Annotated in this window: 11 protein-coding genes and 1 pseudogene; 4 read left to right on the forward strand and 8 right to left on the reverse strand. The window is 48.6% G+C overall.

The window, feature by feature from the left end:
- Positions 1–62 precede the first annotated feature (62 nt).
- Entirely contained in the window at positions 63–1,085 is a 1,023-nt protein-coding gene (dusA, locus tag FTT89_RS04555) for a tRNA dihydrouridine(20/20a) synthase DusA (protein ID WP_168407025.1), read from the forward strand.
- A gap of 57 nt (positions 1,086–1,142) precedes the next feature.
- On the opposite strand, the gene FTT89_RS04560 is transcribed toward dusA, so the two are convergent.
- The 5 genes from FTT89_RS04560 to FTT89_RS04580 all read right to left on the reverse strand — a co-directional run bounded on the left by FTT89_RS04560 (position 1,143) and on the right by FTT89_RS04580 (position 6,366).
- Positions 1,143–1,916 (reverse strand): ThiF family adenylyltransferase, encoded by a 774-nt coding sequence (locus tag FTT89_RS04560; protein WP_160240966.1) that lies wholly within the window; start codon positions 1,914–1,916, stop codon positions 1,143–1,145.
- A gap of 107 nt (positions 1,917–2,023) precedes the next feature.
- Positions 2,024–2,842, reverse strand: a complete 819-nt coding sequence (locus FTT89_RS04565) for a TatD family hydrolase (RefSeq protein WP_180006604.1) — start codon at positions 2,840–2,842, stop codon at positions 2,024–2,026.
- The gene (locus FTT89_RS04570) at positions 2,842–3,816 is read right to left on the reverse strand and encodes an RsiV family protein (RefSeq protein WP_168382350.1); all 975 of its coding nucleotides are present in this window, start codon (positions 3,814–3,816) and stop codon (positions 2,842–2,844) included. Before FTT89_RS04570 ends, FTT89_RS04565 begins: the two co-directional genes overlap by 1 nt.
- Before the next feature lie 56 nt (positions 3,817–3,872).
- Positions 3,873–4,697: a hypothetical protein gene (locus FTT89_RS04575; protein WP_075174642.1), complete on the reverse strand. Its 825-nt coding sequence runs from the start codon at positions 4,695–4,697 to the stop codon at positions 3,873–3,875.
- A 79-nt stretch (positions 4,698–4,776) separates the two neighbouring features.
- Positions 4,777–6,366 carry a peptide chain release factor 3 gene (locus FTT89_RS04580; RefSeq protein WP_005180132.1) on the reverse strand — a complete coding sequence of 530 codons (1,590 nt, stop codon included), beginning with the start codon at positions 6,364–6,366 and terminating at the stop codon, positions 4,777–4,779.
- A 504-nt stretch (positions 6,367–6,870) separates the two neighbouring features.
- On the opposite strand from FTT89_RS04580, the pseudogene FTT89_RS04585 reads away from it, so the two are divergent.
- A pseudogene (locus tag FTT89_RS04585) lies at positions 6,871–8,835 on the forward strand (TonB-dependent receptor); the annotation flags it as partial.
- 103 nt (positions 8,836–8,938) lie between these two features.
- Here the strand turns inward: FTT89_RS04585 and FTT89_RS04590 are convergent.
- Both FTT89_RS04590 and FTT89_RS04595 read right to left on the reverse strand, forming a co-directional pair.
- Positions 8,939–11,023: a bifunctional diguanylate cyclase/phosphodiesterase gene (locus FTT89_RS04590; protein ID WP_180172727.1), complete on the reverse strand. Its 2,085-nt coding sequence runs from the start codon at positions 11,021–11,023 to the stop codon at positions 8,939–8,941.
- Positions 11,024–11,302: 279 nt separating this feature from the next.
- A complete protein-coding gene (locus FTT89_RS04595; RefSeq protein WP_016658575.1) occupies positions 11,303–13,495 on the reverse strand; it encodes a carboxy terminal-processing peptidase in 2,193 nt (730 codons plus the stop codon).
- A gap of 195 nt (positions 13,496–13,690) precedes the next feature.
- Here FTT89_RS04595 and nagZ point away from each other — a divergent pair, with 195 nt between their 5' ends.
- On the forward strand, positions 13,691–14,713 hold the full coding sequence (nagZ, locus tag FTT89_RS04600; RefSeq protein WP_016658574.1) for a beta-N-acetylhexosaminidase: 1,023 nt from the start codon (positions 13,691–13,693) through the stop codon (positions 14,711–14,713).
- A 94-nt stretch (positions 14,714–14,807) separates the two neighbouring features.
- Positions 14,808–15,662, forward strand: a complete 855-nt coding sequence (locus tag FTT89_RS04605) for a class I SAM-dependent methyltransferase (protein WP_075167439.1) — start codon at positions 14,808–14,810, stop codon at positions 15,660–15,662.
- A gap of 73 nt (positions 15,663–15,735) precedes the next feature.
- Here FTT89_RS04605 and FTT89_RS04610 read toward each other — a convergent pair whose 3' ends face one another.
- Complete coding sequence (locus FTT89_RS04610) at positions 15,736–17,058, reverse strand: alpha/beta fold hydrolase (RefSeq protein WP_168384211.1); 1,323 nt, start codon at positions 17,056–17,058, stop codon at positions 15,736–15,738.
- Positions 17,059–17,089 lie beyond the last annotated feature (31 nt).

Raw genomic sequence — 17,089 nt, forward strand, 5'->3', positions numbered from 1 at the left:
TGCCCGATCTGTGCGAATAGCGCCTCAGTTTTGTTTCCCGTCGTTGCAAGGTTTGCTGTTGAATGTCAAATGTAAATACGCTTGAAAATATCCAACTGCCAAGAATTTCCGTGGCCCCCATGATGGACTGGACCACCCGGGATTATCGTTTCTTTGCGCGTCTGTTTAATCCAAACGTGATTTTATACACAGAAATGGTCACCACCGGCGCCATTATTCATGGTGATGCCAAACGCCATCTGGAGTTTAATCAGGAAGAACATCCAATTGTGCTGCAACTCGGCGGCTCCAATCCTCAAGATCTGGCCACTTGTAGCAAAATGGCGCAAGACTGGGGCTATGATGAAGTTAACCTGAATGTCGGCTGCCCAAGTGACCGCGTGCAGAACAATAAAATTGGTGCCTGCCTGATGGCCGAGCCTGATCTGGTGGCAGAATGTATTGCAGAAATGCGCCATGCGGTGGATATTCCAGTGACGGTTAAACACCGGATCGGGATTGATGACATGCATTCGTATGAAGAAATGCTGCATTTTGTCGATACCGTTGCCAAAACCGGCTGCAATAATTTTATCGTGCATGCCCGGATTGCACTGTTACAAGGCCTATCACCCAAAGAAAACCGTGAAGTGCCACCTTTACGCTATGAAGATGTTTACCGTTTAAAGCAGGATCGCCCGGAGCTGATCATTGAAATTAACGGCGGCATTAAAACCCTGGCAGAAACACAGGCACATTTACAGCATGTCGATGGGGTGATGATTGGCCGCGAAGCCTATCACAATCCGTATTTACTGGCCGAGCTGGGACATTTCTGGAATCTGCCCCTCCCGGACCGTTTCGAGATTATGCAGCAGATGATGCCATATATCGCACAGCGCGTGGCTGAAGGTGCACCGCTGTCGATTATCACCCGTCATATTCTGGGCCTGTTCCAGAACTTACCGGGCGCACGCAAATGGCGTCAGGCGCTAAGTGGTGGTAATGCCAAGACCTTAAAAGATGTAGAAGTGGCTATTCAGAATATTCAGGCCGCGATGCAGCGTACTGAAAACTATCTGCAGGAACACGCTGTTCAGCCTTAAAAGATCAACAAAAAGCCCTCAATTGAGGGCTTTTTTTAGAATCAGATCGTAACCGGATTATGCCTGTTTGGCTTTTAGCTGATCGAGTTTTTTCAGAACTTCGGCCACGGCCACCATCGCAAAACTGGAAGTAACCACCACCGCCGAACCATAGCCACCACAGCGCAGCCCGGCACTGGCACAGACATCGGCACTGGAAAACGGATTATCAATTGAATAGACGCAGGTAATCCCGAACTTCTCTTTCGGCTTTTTACAAATGCCTTTGCTACGCAACTGGGCACGCAGTTTGGCCAGCATCGGGTCCTGTTCGGTTTTAGATAAATCAGCCACACGAATTTTCAGCGGATCGAGTTTACCGCCGGCACCACCAGACACAATCAGCGGCACTTTATTAAAGCGGCAATGCAGCATCAGCGCCAGCTTGGCTTTGACATCATCAATACAGTCCAGCACCACATCGGGCGTATGCGCCAGCAGGTCTTTGACATTGTCCGGGGTCAGGTAATCATCAATCAGGTTGATCTTGATGCGTGGATTAATAGCACGGCAACGCTCGGCCATAATTTCAATTTTTTCATGGCCCAAAGTGCTGCTCATGGCCGGTAATTGCCGGTTGATGTTGGAAGCGGCCACCACATCCATATCCACCAGGGTCAGCTCACCAATACCGGTTCGCGCCAAGGCTTCAACCGCCCAGGAACCGACCCCGCCGATACCAATCACCATGACATGACTGTTGGCATAATACTGAAAGCTGTCCTCACCATAAATTTTAGCAACACCGGCAAAACGGCGGTCATATTCATCATCTTGGAGCAGTTCAGTCATTGCACAATCAAATCTTATACAGGAGGGCTTATTTTAACGGTTTTTTCACATGGCGTGTGAGATTGGAGGATTTTTGCACGGCGCAACATCAGCGAGAGATTTAAATTTTAGGCCAGATGTAAAGCCTGTAACGAATTTTGCCAGATCATCTCAGCCAGTGCTGTCTGCTCCATCTGCAGGCTTTGCGCCAGCCCTTCAAGTACATAAGGCAAATTGGCCGGCGTATTGCGGGTGCGCTGCTCGGTCGAGGACTGGCAGCACAGCGGTGTCATATCCGGACAATCGGTTTCAAGCACCAGATGTTCTGGGCCTAATTCCTGCACCACCCGATGCAGTTTCTTGGCATTCGGATTGGTAATTTGTCCGGTCACGCCAATTTTAAAACCCAGTTTGATAAAGGCTTTGGCTTCTTCAACACCGCCACTAAAGGCATGGGCAATTCCGCCATAGCTAAAATTCTGCTGTTTTAGCAGCGCCAGCACATCGGCATGGGATTTACGAATATGTAGCAATACCGGACGCTGAAACTGGTGTGCCAGCTCCAGCTGGGCGGTAAAATACTTTTGCTGTTTCTGATACAGCTCGGGCTGTTTATGCTGCTTTAAAAAGGTATCCAGGCCAATTTCACCAACCGCAACGCAGTCCTGTTCACGCAATAACTGTTCTACATCCAGCAGATGTTGCGGCTGATGCTGCTCGATATAAAACGGATGTAATCCCGGTGCCAGATGGCTTCGCGGCGCTTGGCTTAACCGGTTCAGCCATTGATGGGTATTCAGTAACTGCTGAAAACGCGACTGCACAAAGCCAATTAAAATCAGCTGTTCGACACCCGCCTGCTTCGCCTGATAGGCCAGTTGCTCCCGATCGGCATCAAAATCCGCCACATCAAAGTGGGTATGGGTATCAAACAGTGCCAATGCCATTAGATGGTTTTCGCGTCAGCGCTGGACGCAGCTGCTGTAGTGGCTTCGCTGGCTGGCGCTTCGGGTGCCGGCAAATACGGTTTTTTCAATACCTGCTGTAGCTCTGTATAAGGAATCATCAGCCGTGGCAAACCGACCACATACGGACCAATTTCATATTCAGCATATTGCAGAATCAGGCCCTGCTGCCCCAGATAGAAATTATCCGACAGCTTGAATTTCCAGGCCTGCTCGTACTCGGCAACATTATTGGCCAGTTTGCTGTCTACCACCCATTGCTTAAAGGCTTCATAGGCGGCAGCTTCCAAAGCGGCTCGTTGCTTCGGCTGCAAGATGTCAGCCAGTTTGACCTGCTTTTTCTGCTCCAGATCAAAATTAAAATAGGTTTGCGCAGTAGCGCCATGTGCACCGCCCAGATAGCTGCTGCTATTTACCACCACGGTGGCCAGCGGCCCTTCCGAGTTTAAAATTTTTGGTTTAATCATCAGGCTAATCTGATGATTGGCACTCAGCGCCTTGATTTCCTGATCCAGACTTAAGAAGGCCGCAATAAAGGGCTGCACCTGCTGTTCCAGTTTCTGTTTTGGCGTTGGAATTTGCGTCAGTGCCTGTGCCGAGGAAGCTGGCTCTGCCGCAGAGGCTGGTGCTTCAACATTCAGAGGTTTATCTGCCGGGGCAATTTCCAGGGTCTGGTTCAGTTCTTTAAGAATGTACTGATCAATCTGCTCATCGACAAAAGGCTGGTTACTCTGCAAGCGCTCAACAGAAAGCTCGGGGCAGTTCTTGCCTTCACATTCCGGCAAGTTCAGCTGCAGCTTTTCCGGCTCGCCAATCAGTTTTAGCGCCTGCTGTTCAACTTCTGCAGCCTGCGCCTGCTGTTCCTGTTTCGGTTCATTATTTTTGGGCTGACATGCGGTCAATGCCATGGACACGGCCAAGACACTCATCACCCATGCTGTTTTTTGCTTTAACATTGAATAACCTTTATTGCCTTTTGTGCATCCCAGATTCAAAGCGGATGTTCTGATTATTAAAACATGCGCGAATAAATTTCAGCTTTTACAACTTGTTGAGTTTGTGCTTTCGTTAAGTAAATATCAAGCTGTGTTCCATCTTTCACAATTTCATGGGTGCGATAATGCAGCCCCATGCCTTCATGATCAAAGAACCAGTCGGCCTGTCCCCAATATAAGGTTTTCGGTGCCGTGTTTTGTACCTCTGCACTCTGTTCTTTCAGCCATTGCTGATAGGCCTGCTGCACGATTGCATGCATCGCAGTTTGCTGCTCGGGCTGAATAATATCCAGTGCGGTTAAAGCCTGCTGCTGTTGACGATCAGCCACGAAAAAATAATAACGCTCTTTAACTTTTACTGTTTCCTGATGGCTATCCACCCCAATCTGCAATAACACATACTGGTTGCGCTGATAGGCTAGCCGGGTATACAGCGCCAGTTCATAGGCCGGATTTTTGGCAAACTCGGCCTGCCAGGCATCAGATTTTTTTACATAGGCATTCACCGCCTGCTGCAGGCTCATGTCCTGTTTCAGCCCGATCTGGTCCTGAATCACCTTGGCCTGACTTTTGGCAATCCACTGGTTCAGCCATGGATCCTGCGTCTGAATGGTTTGAATATCCAGATCAATACAGTTTTTCTTTTCACAAAATGGCAAAGCAATCTCTGCCGGCTGCTGCTTAATCTGCAGGAATGGCAGCACCTCGGCTTTTTCCTGTTGGAAGATATTTTTTTCAGGACGCGCATCTTCAGCCGATTCATTGTTCTGGGAAGATGAGTCGCAGCCCCCCAAAGACAGTGCCAGCACGGCACAAGCGATAAAACTGATTTTTGTTTGCATTGTGGTTCTCTCTTCCTGAAATTTTCCCCATCCTAGAAAAACAGCTTCACGAAGAAGCTGTTTTAACGGCGATAACCCTTTAGTGTTCGCGGGTGTTACGGAACACGATGTCCGGATAACGCTCCTGCATCAACTGCAAGTTGACGCGGCTTGGCGCCAGATAGGTCAGATGACCGCCACCATCAACCGATAACTGGTCATGGGCTTTTTTCTTGAACTCGTTGAATTTCTTCTCATCTTCACAAGAGACCCAGCGTACCGTGTTGATGCTGACCGGCTCGTAAATACAATCGACCTTGTATTCTTCTTTCAGACGATAAGCCACTACTTCAAACTGCAGCACACCGACCGCACCCACGATCAGGTCATTGCTGTTTTGCGGCATAAATACCTGGGTCGCCCCTTCTTCCGACAGCTCTTTTAAGCCTTTTTGCAGCTGCTTCGATTTTAGCGGATCTTTTAAACGTACACGGCGGAACATTTCCGGTGCGAAGTGCGGAATACCGGTAAACTGCAAGTTTTCGCCCGAGGTGAAGGTATCACCAATCTGGATGGTACCGTGGTTGTGCAGACCAATAATATCGCCCGGCCATGCTTCTTCCAGATGCTGACGGTCACCGGCCAGGAAGGTTAAAGCATCAGAAATACGCACATCTTTACCAATACGCACATGCTTCATCTTCAGGCCTTTTTCATATTTGCCTGAACAGATCCGCATAAAGGCAATCCGGTCACGGTGTTTCGGGTCCATATTGGCTTGGATTTTAAAGACAAAGCCCGTGAAACCTTCTTCAGTCGCTTCGACCACACGGTCCTGAGTCGGATGTGCTTTTGGTGGTGGCGCATAGTCGCTAAAAGCATTCAGGACATGGTCAACACCGAAGTTACCCAGTGCAGTTCCGAACAGTACCGGGGTTTGACGACCCGCCAGGAACTCTGCACGGTCTAACGGTTCATTGGCCATTTGCACCAGTTCTAAAGATTCTTCAAATGCCGCCCAGGCCAGTTCACCGACTTTTTCACGCAGGTCAGCATGGTCATAGCCATCACGCACTTCAATTTCAGGAATAGTCGAGCCAAAACCGGCTTTATAGACGTAAAATTTTTCTTCCAGCAGGTTAAACACGCCAGCAAAATCACGCCCGGTGCCCAGCGGCCAGGTAATCGGTACACATTTAATTTTCAGGACGTTTTCAATTTCATCCAGCAGCTCTAAAGGCTCACGGATTTCACGGTCCATTTTGTTGACAAAAGAGATAATTGGCGTGTCACGCATACGACACACCTCCATCAGTTTGATGGTCCGGTCTTCGACACCTTTGGCCCCGTCAATCACCATAAGTGCCGAGTCTACTGCGGTTAAGGTCCGGTAGGTATCTTCCGAGAAGTCTTCGTGCCCCGGGGTATCGAGCAGGTTGATCATCTTGTCTTTATACGGGAACTGCATGACCGAGGTGGTAATCGAAATCCCACGCTCTTTTTCCATTTCCATCCAGTCCGAGGTCGCCGCCCGATCCGATTTACGACTTTTCACCATCCCCGCCACCTGAATCGCCTGCCCCCATAACAGCAGTTTTTCTGTCATGGTGGTTTTACCGGCATCGGGGTGGGAAATAATCGCAAAGGTCCTGCGCGCCGCGACTTCTTTCGCGAGTTGATCTTTAAACATAAGGGAAATCTTCAATATATACACAGTTTGCGACACACATTTTCATGTGAATCCAAGCCGTGAAGGGATAACTTAAAATTGGCGCAATTGTAGCAGATTTCAGCCAACAATCATTAGAGCACTTGGGCCGGAATCGGTTTAAATTTTAAGTGGAAAATAAAAGTATCTGGAGATCGCGACTTTGCGATAAAAGTTTTCAAAATCACCATCTATTTAGTTTTAAAAGACTTAGGCTTTTCACCGCAGAACAGAACTCCCCATATTTCTTTATCATTTGGAAAAATCAGGGAAAATCAGCATCCTCTCTGCGGATATTTTTGATTTAAATATCTCATTAAAGCCAATTAAATAATAATTATTATCAATAGATAGTGATATTCAATATCATTTACAGCAGACTGTTTATTCCCCACACTGCATGCACTTTTTCGGGGTCCATCCAGAGCATGTTATGAAATCTTCTCTTTTTTTGCTGTCTTCACTCAGCTTGATGACAGCGCAAGCCTTAGCCTGAAAACGCAAGTAGAGCAAGCCTCCACCGCCAGCAAAGGTATGGTACCACTGAAAGATATTCCTCAGATTGTGAATGTGGTTCCGCAACAAGTCTTAAAAGAACAGAATGTGACCTCCCTTCAAGGCGCATTGCAGAATGTAACAGGCTTAAGTTTTAGCGTCGGAGATGGCCAGCGTGATCAGGTCATGATTCGCGGCTTTTCGGCTATTTCCGATCAGTATGTCGATGGGGTACGCGATGATGCGCTGTATTATCGTGATCTGTCGAATGTAGAACGGGTGGAAGTGCTAAAAGGGCCGGGTTCGGTGTTATATGGCCGGGGTTCAGCAGGCGGCCTGCTGATCAACCGGATCAATAAAAAGCCCCTGGATGAAGCACTGCATGAAATCAGCCTGATCGGCAGCAGCTTGGGGCAAAAACGTGCCGAACTTGATTTTGCCGATGCTCTCAATGACCAGCTCAAAGTCCGTCTGACCGGTGCGCTTGAACACTCAGATGGCTATCGCAATCAGAGTTTCGTCAATCGGGAAACTGTAGCACCGTCTGTGCAATGGGATATTTCAGATCGAACCACTCTGCTCTTGCAAGCCGATTACCTGCACGATGACCGTTTGGCCGATCAGGGCTTTCCCATGGACCCGCTGACCGGTAAACCGGTACGTACCAATCCAAAAACATTCTATGGCGCATCCAACGCAAAAGATGTAGGCAATGTCGATACTGAAGTGTCCAGCCAGACGGTTACGCTAGAACATCAGTTCAATGATCAGCTGAAATATCGCGGTGTCGCCCGGCATTATAATTATGCCTTGGACCGGGAATACAGCAACGCCAGTCCGGCAGTAGATCAGGTCACGCTCAGCCAGATTAAACGCATGCGCGATGAAGATGGCATCTTCTTGCAGAATGAATTATCTGGCGTCTTTCATACTGGTCAAATCAAACACGACACCTTAATCGGCACGGAATACAGCCAGCAGCACAAAGATGAAATATTCTGGTTAGGGTCAAAAGCCACGACCGATTTGTATGATCCGGTCTTGCCGCACTGGTCACCGGTCGATACCTCTGCCACTCCAAGAGTCAATACCGCCAGCGAATTTGAAAATTATGCCGTCTATGTACAAGACCTGATCAGCCTGAATGAACAGCTCAAGGTTTTGGCCGGGGTACGTTATGATCATCTTTCCCAATACAGGCATGATCAGAAAAATAACAGCAGCATCCAGCGCAATGACCAGACCCTCTCCCCTCGCCTGGGCGTGGTCTATCAACCGACCAAAAATTTATCCTTATATACCGCCTATAATCAGTCCTTCCAGCCACTTGCAGATTCATTCGTGTTTTATAGCAACAGTGCTGACCTGAAACCAACCAAAACCAGAAACCTGGAAGTCGGGACCAAATGGGACATCAATGATCGACTGAATATGACTCTGGCCGTGTTTGAAATGACGCAGAGCAATATCCAAAATAAAATTCCGGACAGTAATCCGCCGCTGGCGATGCTGGCTGGGGAACAAAGCACGCAAGGCGTTGAAATGTCCTTGACCGGTCAGCTCAGCGATCAATTATCACTGTTGGCGGGTTATGCCTATATGGATGGAAAAATTGAAAAATCGACCATCGGTCTGGCCGGCAAACAGGCCGCGTTAACGCCCAAAAACAGCGCCAATCTCTGGTTAAAGTATCAACTGGATGAGCACTGGTTTGCTGCGGTGGGTGGCCGGGCAGAATCCTCCCGCTTTAGTGCGCCGGACAATAAAAATGTCTTGCCGGGCTATGCGGTTTTCAATGCCGCGCTGGGTTATCAGACCGCGCAGTATGATGTAACACTAAATCTGAATAACCTGTTTGACCGTGATTATTTTGTCTCAGGACATGGTGAGGGGAACGATTCCAATATGATGAGCGACCCACTGAATGCACAGCTCGCGCTTCGTTATCGTTTTTAATATGTGAGGTAAATAGATGTCATCTGGCATCCATTTTTAAACCATTTTTTCTTGCAACATCGACCGTGATTTTTTAAACATCTGGCTATCTAAAAACAGTACCTTAATCAGACCCGATAATTTCATTTTGTACTTGCGGCAAGTCTTCCAAACGCTCGACCTCAACCGGCATCGACAGCAAATAACCTTGTAATTGCTGACAACCCAAACGCGCCAGAATTTCGGCCTGTAATGGCGTTTCCACCCCTTCTGCGGTAACCGTCAATCCCAGTTTGGTCGCCAGCTGGATAATACTTTCCAGAATCATTTCTTCTTTGGAATCGCGATACAGGTCTTTAATAAATGCGCGGTCAATTTTTAGCTCATCCACCGGCAGGTCTTTTAAATACAGGAAACTGGAATGGCCCGTGCCAAAATCATCAATCGCCAGTTTCACGCCCATTTCTCTTAAGCGCCTAAAACTGCGAATACTCGATTCCACATGATGCATGGCAGTGGTTTCGGTAATTTCAATCATGAGATGACTCGGGTCAATCGCATAACGGCAGAATAAGGTTTCCAAGGTACTAAACAAATGTTTATGCTCGAACTGCACCGCCGACAGATTGACTGCCAATGGAAACAGGTTCAGTCCCTGCTGTTCCCATTGCTGAATCTGTTTGCAGGCCTGCTCGAGGGCCCAATAGCCCATCTGGATAATCAGGCCGGACTTCTCCGCACCTTTAATAAACATATTCGGGGTCAGCAGACCATGCACCGGATGCATCCAGCGAATTAATGCTTCAACGCCACAAATCTGCTGGGTGCTGGTGGTAAATTTGGGCTGGTAAAACAGAATAAACTGCTGTTCATCGACAGCTTTATATAAATCATTTAACAGCTTGGTCTGGCTTTTGGTTTCCTGCTGGTCAATGCTGTAATTAAACACCGAATAGGTGTTACGGCCCTGATATTTTGAAGTCAGCATGGCGGCATCGGCATTCATCAGTACATCTTGCAGGTTGTTGCCGTGCTCCGGGTACATAGCAATACCAATACTGGCCGAAATATTAATACTCTTGCCGGCAATCAGGAAACTGTCCTGTACACTGTGCAGCACATTTTCTGCCGCCTGAATCGCATCCTCAACCGTGGCCTGCTCCAGCACCAGCAAGAATTCATCACCGCCGATTCTTAATAATTTTTCCTGCGATTTCAGCTGCTGATGCAGTCGCGTGGTCAGCTGAATCAGCAACTGATCACCAACATGATGGCCAAATACATCATTCACCGCCTTAAAACGGTCCAGATCAATATATAAAAACGCGACATTCTGCTGATTGATGCGCTGGGCACTAAACAGCAAATGCGCATATTCAGCCAGATATAAACGGTTCGGTAATTTGGTCAGATTGTCCTGCACCGCCTGATTGGCCAGCTCACGGTTAACCAGCGACAGCTGGCGGTTACGTTCTTCCAGACGCTGCTCCAGCACGGCCACACTAAAGGCGGCAACCATCACCAGACTGGTCACAAAAATCACGGTAAACAGCAAGATGCCATTACCGGTTTTATAGATCGCATCCAGACGTTCTGTATCAATCGGATAGTAAGACACCGAGGCCATGCCGGTATAATGCATCCCGACAATGGCCAGCGACATCATAATGGCAATCATCACCTTATAGTGACGATGGTAAAGCAAGGTATTTTTAAAACGAAACGCCAGCCAGAAGGTCAGGCCGGAACCACTAATGGCAATGAGCACCGAAAACACCACCAGTAGCGGATCATAATAGGTCCGATGATTCTCTACGACCATGCCCAGCATACCGGTATAGTGCATGCCGGAAATGCCGAGTCCCATTAACACCGCCCCAATCACCAGACGGGCAAAAGGCAGGGTGGGTTTGGTGGTCAGCAAGATGGCAAAGGTGGAAGCAATAAAGGCAATAACACCAGAAAAAATGGTTAGCGGCAGATTAAACGCGTAATTGGCTGGTAACTGGCAAGCCAGCATCCCGACAAAATGCATGCCCCAAATAGCAACGCCAAGGCATAGGCCACTGAGCAAGAGCATGGCTTTTTCAGATTTCTGGCGGATTCCCCCGAGCAGGAACTGCTGGGTTGAAATAGCCAGATAACTGGCCAGAATTGCAACCGCAATTGAACCTACCACCAGGCTAAAGTCATAATGAATATGAACCATAAAAAGCTTCCGTATAGGTTATTTTTTTGTTGTTACTATACTCAACGCTAAATACTCATGAATTTGCCGCTTTAAAAGATAACAATAAAACAAGGAATTAAAACTCAAACTAGAATCTTATACTATCGCATTGAGGTCAAGCCTAAATGCGGTTTTTCCGCCCTGAAAACCGTCATTTTTTATGTTGATTTGCCGGCTCATCTGCCTTTTGAGCCATTCAACTCAAGCGCATCAAAAAAGGCCAGTACATCTACCGGCCTTTTTCTCACATCCAAGGTCTTATTTGGCTGTGCCTGATTGTAACTGACTATAATCCAGTAACACATTGGCCGCTTCGCTCACAAAGACTTCTTCTTCCGGCAGTGGTGGACGCTGGTTGGCTTTCATTTTGGCCCGTGACTCGGCTTGCGCTTCCAGTGAGGCCTGATAGCTTTCCCAGTTTGGATACGGTGCCAAACCGGTCGCCTGACGACGTACGTTTTCAGCGGCTAAGGTTTTACGCTCCAGCTCAATCAGCTCGGCACGGCGCTGATCTAAATCCAGCACCGCCGTTTTGCGCTCTTCTGCCTGTTTGGCAATATTTTTACGCTCAGTCAGATACTTGAACTGCGGATCAATACTGACCCGGGTCTGCGAAGATTTGGCCAGTTGCGGCACATAAGACTGCACCACACCCTCACGTTTAAATGGTGCGGTGGCAATGGTGTCCCACTTCAGCGCATTCTTGGCCTTACGCTCACCAAATTCTTCATTGTAGATATCTACCAGTTTAATGTCCGGAATCACCCCTTTGTTCTGGGTACTGCCGCCGGTAATCCGGTAGAACTTACGCTGGGTGAGCGTGGCCTGACCATAGGCCAAGGTATCCAGCTGCACCTGTGCTGTCCCTTTACCGGTGGTTGTGCTACCAATCACAATACCGCGCTCATAATCCTGAATCGCGGCTGAATAAATCTCGCTGGCAGAAGCCGAGGCCAGGTTAATCAGGACTGCTAGCGGGCCAGCATAGGTCTGTTCACCGCCATCATTGTCTTCAAACACACTCACGTTGCCATTGCCATCACGGATTTGTACTACCGGACCCGATTTAATCACCTGACCCAGCATACGTGCCACCTCTTCAAGTGAGCCGCCCGGGTTATTGCGTAAATCGACAATAATCCCGTCGACATTTTTGGCAGCCAGCGTTTTCAAGGCATTGTTGGTGTCTTCCGATACCGAACGGTATTCCACCCCGGCACGGCGCGCCCGATAGTTCAGATAAAATGATGGAATTTCAATCACGCCATAGGTATAGGTTTTGCCATCACGTTGAATTTGCACGGTTCGGTTACGCACCCCGGCATCTTCTTCCTGAATAATGTCACGTACCAACGTCACGGTACGTGCCTGACTCATCGAGGCACCCGGACCGAGTAAACGCAAGGTCACTTTGGTGCCACGTTTACCGCGAATCAGACCGACCACTTCATTGCTTGGCCAGCCAATCACATCCACAATTTTCTCGCCATCCTGACCGACACCAATAATCCGGTCGCCAGATTTGACCTGACCAGATTTACTCGCCGGTCCGCCTTCAACAATGGTTTCAATCTTGGTGTAATCTTCATTGCTGCGATCCGGACGAATCGACACCCCAATCCCTTCCAGCTGCAAGGTGGTCTGACGGTTCAGCTCCATTGCATCAACAGGCGGGAAATAGTTGCTGTGCGGATCATAGGTCAGCATCATCGCATTTAAGGTTTTGTCCAGCACATCGTCGCTTTTCAGACGGCTCATGCGTTCCAGCTGACGAGTATAACGCTTGGTCAGGGTTTCCACCGGCGTCATATCTTCCGGGCCGGATAAATCTTGCCCATTGGCCAGTTCTGGATTTTCCTTGAGGGCTTTTTGTTTGGCCTGCTCTTCTTCTTTGCTGATGGTCAGGTTAATCAGCTGGGACACCAGCATTTTTTGCCAGTGGGCACGCTGCTCGGCCTGGGTCTTAAAGAACGGCGCTTTTTCACGATCCAGCTCAATGGTGACATTCGGCTGTTTTAAATTCTGCGGTTTTTTCAGCTCGGCCAGCATAAACTGATAGAAGGCCTGCATGCGTTCACGATAATGCGCATGAATCTGATACGGGCCCGATAAATCACCGGCTTTTAAGGCGGCTCCAAAATTGGCGCCATATTTTTTCTTGTACTGTTCGACTTCATCGGCCAGGAACAAGGTGTGCTCCGGGTCCAGACTATCGATGTAAAAATCAAAAATGCGATTGGAGGTGTTGCTGTCTAAACGCTGGTTCAGGTAATGCTGACGGTCAACCAAGGTCGCTAACTGGCGTGACACCAAGGCCTGTTCCCGGGTTGGAACAATGGTATTGGAAACAGCAGCAGTATTATTGGCAGCAATGGCTTCGTTGATTGCGTGACTAAAGAAGAATCCCCCAGTTGCCACGGCAACTGCACAAGCTATCGTTTGAAGTTTCATAAATAATGTGTATTTCCTTGGTTTTCGACCAGTAGTACAAGGTTGCTTAGCGACGAATCAAGCAGATTCAAAATCTTAAACAACTTAATCTGTTTATGTCGTGTAGTTTTATCATATTCTGTGCTGACAAAATGTAGCAAATCATTGCAGAATTCAGGTATTGTTTTTCGATAAAAATTTGAATCCGGAACCGATATGATTGGCGCATTGATGCTCGACATCGCTGGCACAGCACTTACTCAAGAAGATATTCAACTCTTACAAGCTCCGCAAGTCGGTGGCGTCATTTTATTTGGTCGAAATATTGAATCACCGCGGCAGGTACGCGCCCTGACCGATCATATGCGTCAGGTACGTCCGGATATTTTAATTGCAGTCGATCAGGAAGGCGGCCGGGTGCAGCGTTTAAAACAGGGTTTCACCCTACTGCCGGCCATGGGCCGTTTTGGCGAGCTGTATCAGCAGCAGCCGGAACTGGCGGTCGAGCTGGCTGAACAGTGCGGCTGGCTGATGGCCACCGAAGTATTAGCGGTCGGTATTGATTTCAGTTTTGCCCCGGTGCTGGATTTAAATGACATCAGCGATGTCATTGGCGACCGCAGTTTTGCCCGCAATATGGACGATATTATCGTACTGGCACGCGCCTTCTTAAGTGGCATGCAGCGTGCTGGTATGGCCACCACCGGCAAGCATTTCCCCGGTCATGGCTCGGTCAAGGCCGATTCGCATGTGGCCGCTGCGATTGATTCACGTTCTTATGCAGAGATTCAGCAAAAAGACATGCAAAGCTTTATCCAGCTGCAAGCCCAACTGGATGCCCTAATGCCTGCGCATGTAATTTATGATCAGGTCGATCCGAACCCGGCCGGTTTCTCTCCGTACTGGATTCAGACCGTGCTACGTCAACAGCTGAATTTTGATGGCGTGCTGTTCTCGGATGATTTAAGCATGCAGGCCGCCTGTGTGGCAGGTGGTGCCGATGCCCGCATTCAAGCGGCCTTAAACGCCGGTTGTGATATGGGACTGGTCTGTAATGACCGTGCCGCCGCCTGTCTGGCACTGGACGGCATTCAGGATTTACCGTTACCAAATCAGGCCCGTTTAGCCCGTATGCGTGGCCAGATTCCAGAAATTCAAATTGGTGATGTACTCGAGCTCGGCCCGGAATGGCAAGCAGTACGCGACCGTATTGTCCGCTTTAAAGACAGCGGCCAGTAATACCGACAAAGGAACAGGACAAGCTGTTCCTTTTTCTTTATGATGCAAATACATAAATCCACCCCGAATAAATAAAAAGAATAGAGGACCTTGCATGAGCCAACCGCTTTCCGAACATCGCCATATATCCTTTACTGCCCACTATACCGGCTATATCTGGTTTCAAATGGGCATCTCGCATCCGGTATTTGCTACTTCAAAAGGCAAGTTTCTGGCCAAATTGGTCCATCCGCTGGAAAGCTGGGCCGAAAAATATGTCGGTGGCAGTATGCGCACCACCCTGAAAGAACGCCACACCATTATTGACCAGCAACTGACCGAGCTGATTGCCCGCAATCCTCGTACCCAGGTGCTGGAAATTGCCTGCGGCCTGTCCCCACGGAGCTGGAATTTCCGCCAGAAATATCCGGAACTGAATTACCGCGAGCTGGATTTACCGGATATGGCCAAGGTGAAAACCGCCGCCTTGCAACAACTGGACCAGCAGGCACCGGAAGTCTTGAGTGCCGATATTTTCAGTGAAGAATTTGCCCAGATTTTTCAGCATTTTGACCCGCAGCAACCGCTGGTAATTATTAGTGAAGGCTTAATCAATTATTTCGACAAGCCGATGCTCAGCAAACTGCTGCATGGGATTTATCAATATGGACAACATTTTCAGGAACTGCATTACTTGAGTGATATTTATCCTGAACCGGTGAAAAACAAACTGGCCAGCTTTATGTGGACCAGCAGTAAATTACTGAAAGTCATGTCTCGCAGCGCCTTTAGTTTTCATTTTCAAAGTCCGGGTGAAGTCCGTGACTTTGTTAAAGCCAGCGGTTTTGAGCGGGTCGATATTCTGCAGCCGCAGCACTATTTCCACACTCCGGACCTGCCCGCCCCTGAAGAACATTTGGGTGATATTGTCTGGGTGCTGCACGCCTGCCATAAACAGCCCAGTGCCTAAAAGAGAGTTCTGAGCCTCATCAGCCCATAAAAAAACAGCGCCTTTGCGCTGTTTTATTTTTAGACACCTCAATTTAGGCAATTGCTGCCAGACAACCTTTTTGACGCTGGATATAACGCAGCAAACGCTCGGCAATATCAAAGCTGCCATGTTTTAATAAAGCGCGAATCTGCTGATCCTGCACTTCAAAAATCAGGCACTCAATCTGGAAACTACCCTCTTCATCTTCTAATGTCAGGGCTAAATCACGCTCATACTGCGCGGCCCGTTCTGCCTCTCCGTCTTCAAAACGTAGCAATACGCCAAAAAAGTTCAGATCGACAATTTCCGTGGCAAAACTTAAATCGGAATGACGGTGTGTTAACTGACTAAATGGCTGCTGCACGGCAATGCGTTCTTCTCCACGGCGCTCCATGGTCAAGAGCTGGGCACGGGTCATGGGGATAATACCTTCTAGCGACTGAATTGGTTCATCTCTTAAGAAGGTGGCAAACAGGCGCATGGTTTCTTTACGGCGCTGCAACTGCGGCACATGGTCGGCATTGGCAATCATGGCAAATTCCATGTCCGGACATTGCAGGGCAAAATTGGCATTTTCATGTGGCAAGGTAAAACTGTCATACTGGCCACAGGCCACCAGCACCTTGCACTGCGGAATAGGAACGTGAGTCAGGCGCAGCAGACGATTACAATTGATATCATAGCGTTCCTGTTCGGTGGCGGTGAATTCGGCCATTTGCCGGAAGAACAGCCGCTTGGCGGTTGGCGACATGCGGGTCGCTTCCAGCTTGGCATGATTGACCAGATATAAAATCACCGCCTGACCAAACTCATCCATACGCTGCTCTTTCATTAAATGCAGCGATTCTTCCAGCAGCATACGCCAGCTTTTCCGGGTCTTTTGCATGACACCCATCAGAATCATGCGGTCTATCAGTTCCGGACGCTGATGTGCCAGGCAGGATGCCACCACAGAACCGAGGGACATGCCCAATACCGCGACCTGACTCAAGCCAACGATATCCAGCCAGCGACCGAGCATGGCTGCCAGATCTTCCAGCTCCAGCGTACCGGCAGATACGCCGCTATCAATATTGCTGATTTGCTGGTTGGCGCCCATGGAAGGTAAATCAATCAGGATAATCGGGCCGGCATCAAACAGTTGTTCAACACAGTATTTATAGGAGTTAAAATTCTGAAAAGCGCCCCCGATAATCACCATCGGCGTCATGTGCAAGGTGTCTGGGCGAGCAATCGCCATGTATTCAATCTTCCAACCGTCAATCCAGGTTGTACGCGCTGGCTGTTTGAAACTGTGCTTATCGTAAAGATCAAAAAAACCAAAGTGAGCACTTGACTGCCCGACTTCCGAGTCCATTTGGATAATGGAATTCATATTCCTTTCCTCCATTCTCGCGCTTATTTTT

The sequence above is a fragment of the Acinetobacter sp. YH01025 genome (assembly GCF_013420185.1).
Taxonomy (GTDB): domain Bacteria; phylum Pseudomonadota; class Gammaproteobacteria; order Pseudomonadales; family Moraxellaceae; genus Acinetobacter; species Acinetobacter indicus.

Bases quoted from the DNA above. Each gene is read 5' to 3' on its own strand.
- dusA (WP_168407025.1), top strand. From the start codon at position 63: ATGTCAAATGTAAATACGCTTGAAAATATCCAACTGCCAAGAATTTCC.
- FTT89_RS04560 (WP_160240966.1), bottom strand. From the start codon at position 1,916: ATGACTGAACTGCTCCAAGATGATGAATATGACCGCCGTTTTGCCGGT.
- FTT89_RS04565 (WP_180006604.1), bottom strand. From the start codon at position 2,842: ATGGCATTGGCACTGTTTGATACCCATACCCACTTTGATGTGGCGGAT.
- FTT89_RS04570 (WP_168382350.1), bottom strand. From the start codon at position 3,816: ATGTTAAAGCAAAAAACAGCATGGGTGATGAGTGTCTTGGCCGTGTCC.
- FTT89_RS04575 (WP_075174642.1), bottom strand. From the start codon at position 4,697: ATGCAAACAAAAATCAGTTTTATCGCTTGTGCCGTGCTGGCACTGTCT.
- FTT89_RS04580 (WP_005180132.1), bottom strand. From the start codon at position 6,366: ATGTTTAAAGATCAACTCGCGAAAGAAGTCGCGGCGCGCAGGACCTTT.
- FTT89_RS04590 (WP_180172727.1), bottom strand. From the start codon at position 11,023: ATGGTTCATATTCATTATGACTTTAGCCTGGTGGTAGGTTCAATTGCG.
- FTT89_RS04595 (WP_016658575.1), bottom strand. From the start codon at position 13,495: ATGAAACTTCAAACGATAGCTTGTGCAGTTGCCGTGGCAACTGGGGGA.
- nagZ (WP_016658574.1), top strand. From the start codon at position 13,691: ATGATTGGCGCATTGATGCTCGACATCGCTGGCACAGCACTTACTCAA.
- FTT89_RS04605 (WP_075167439.1), top strand. From the start codon at position 14,808: ATGAGCCAACCGCTTTCCGAACATCGCCATATATCCTTTACTGCCCAC.
- FTT89_RS04610 (WP_168384211.1), bottom strand. From the start codon at position 17,058: ATGAATTCCATTATCCAAATGGACTCGGAAGTCGGGCAGTCAAGTGCT.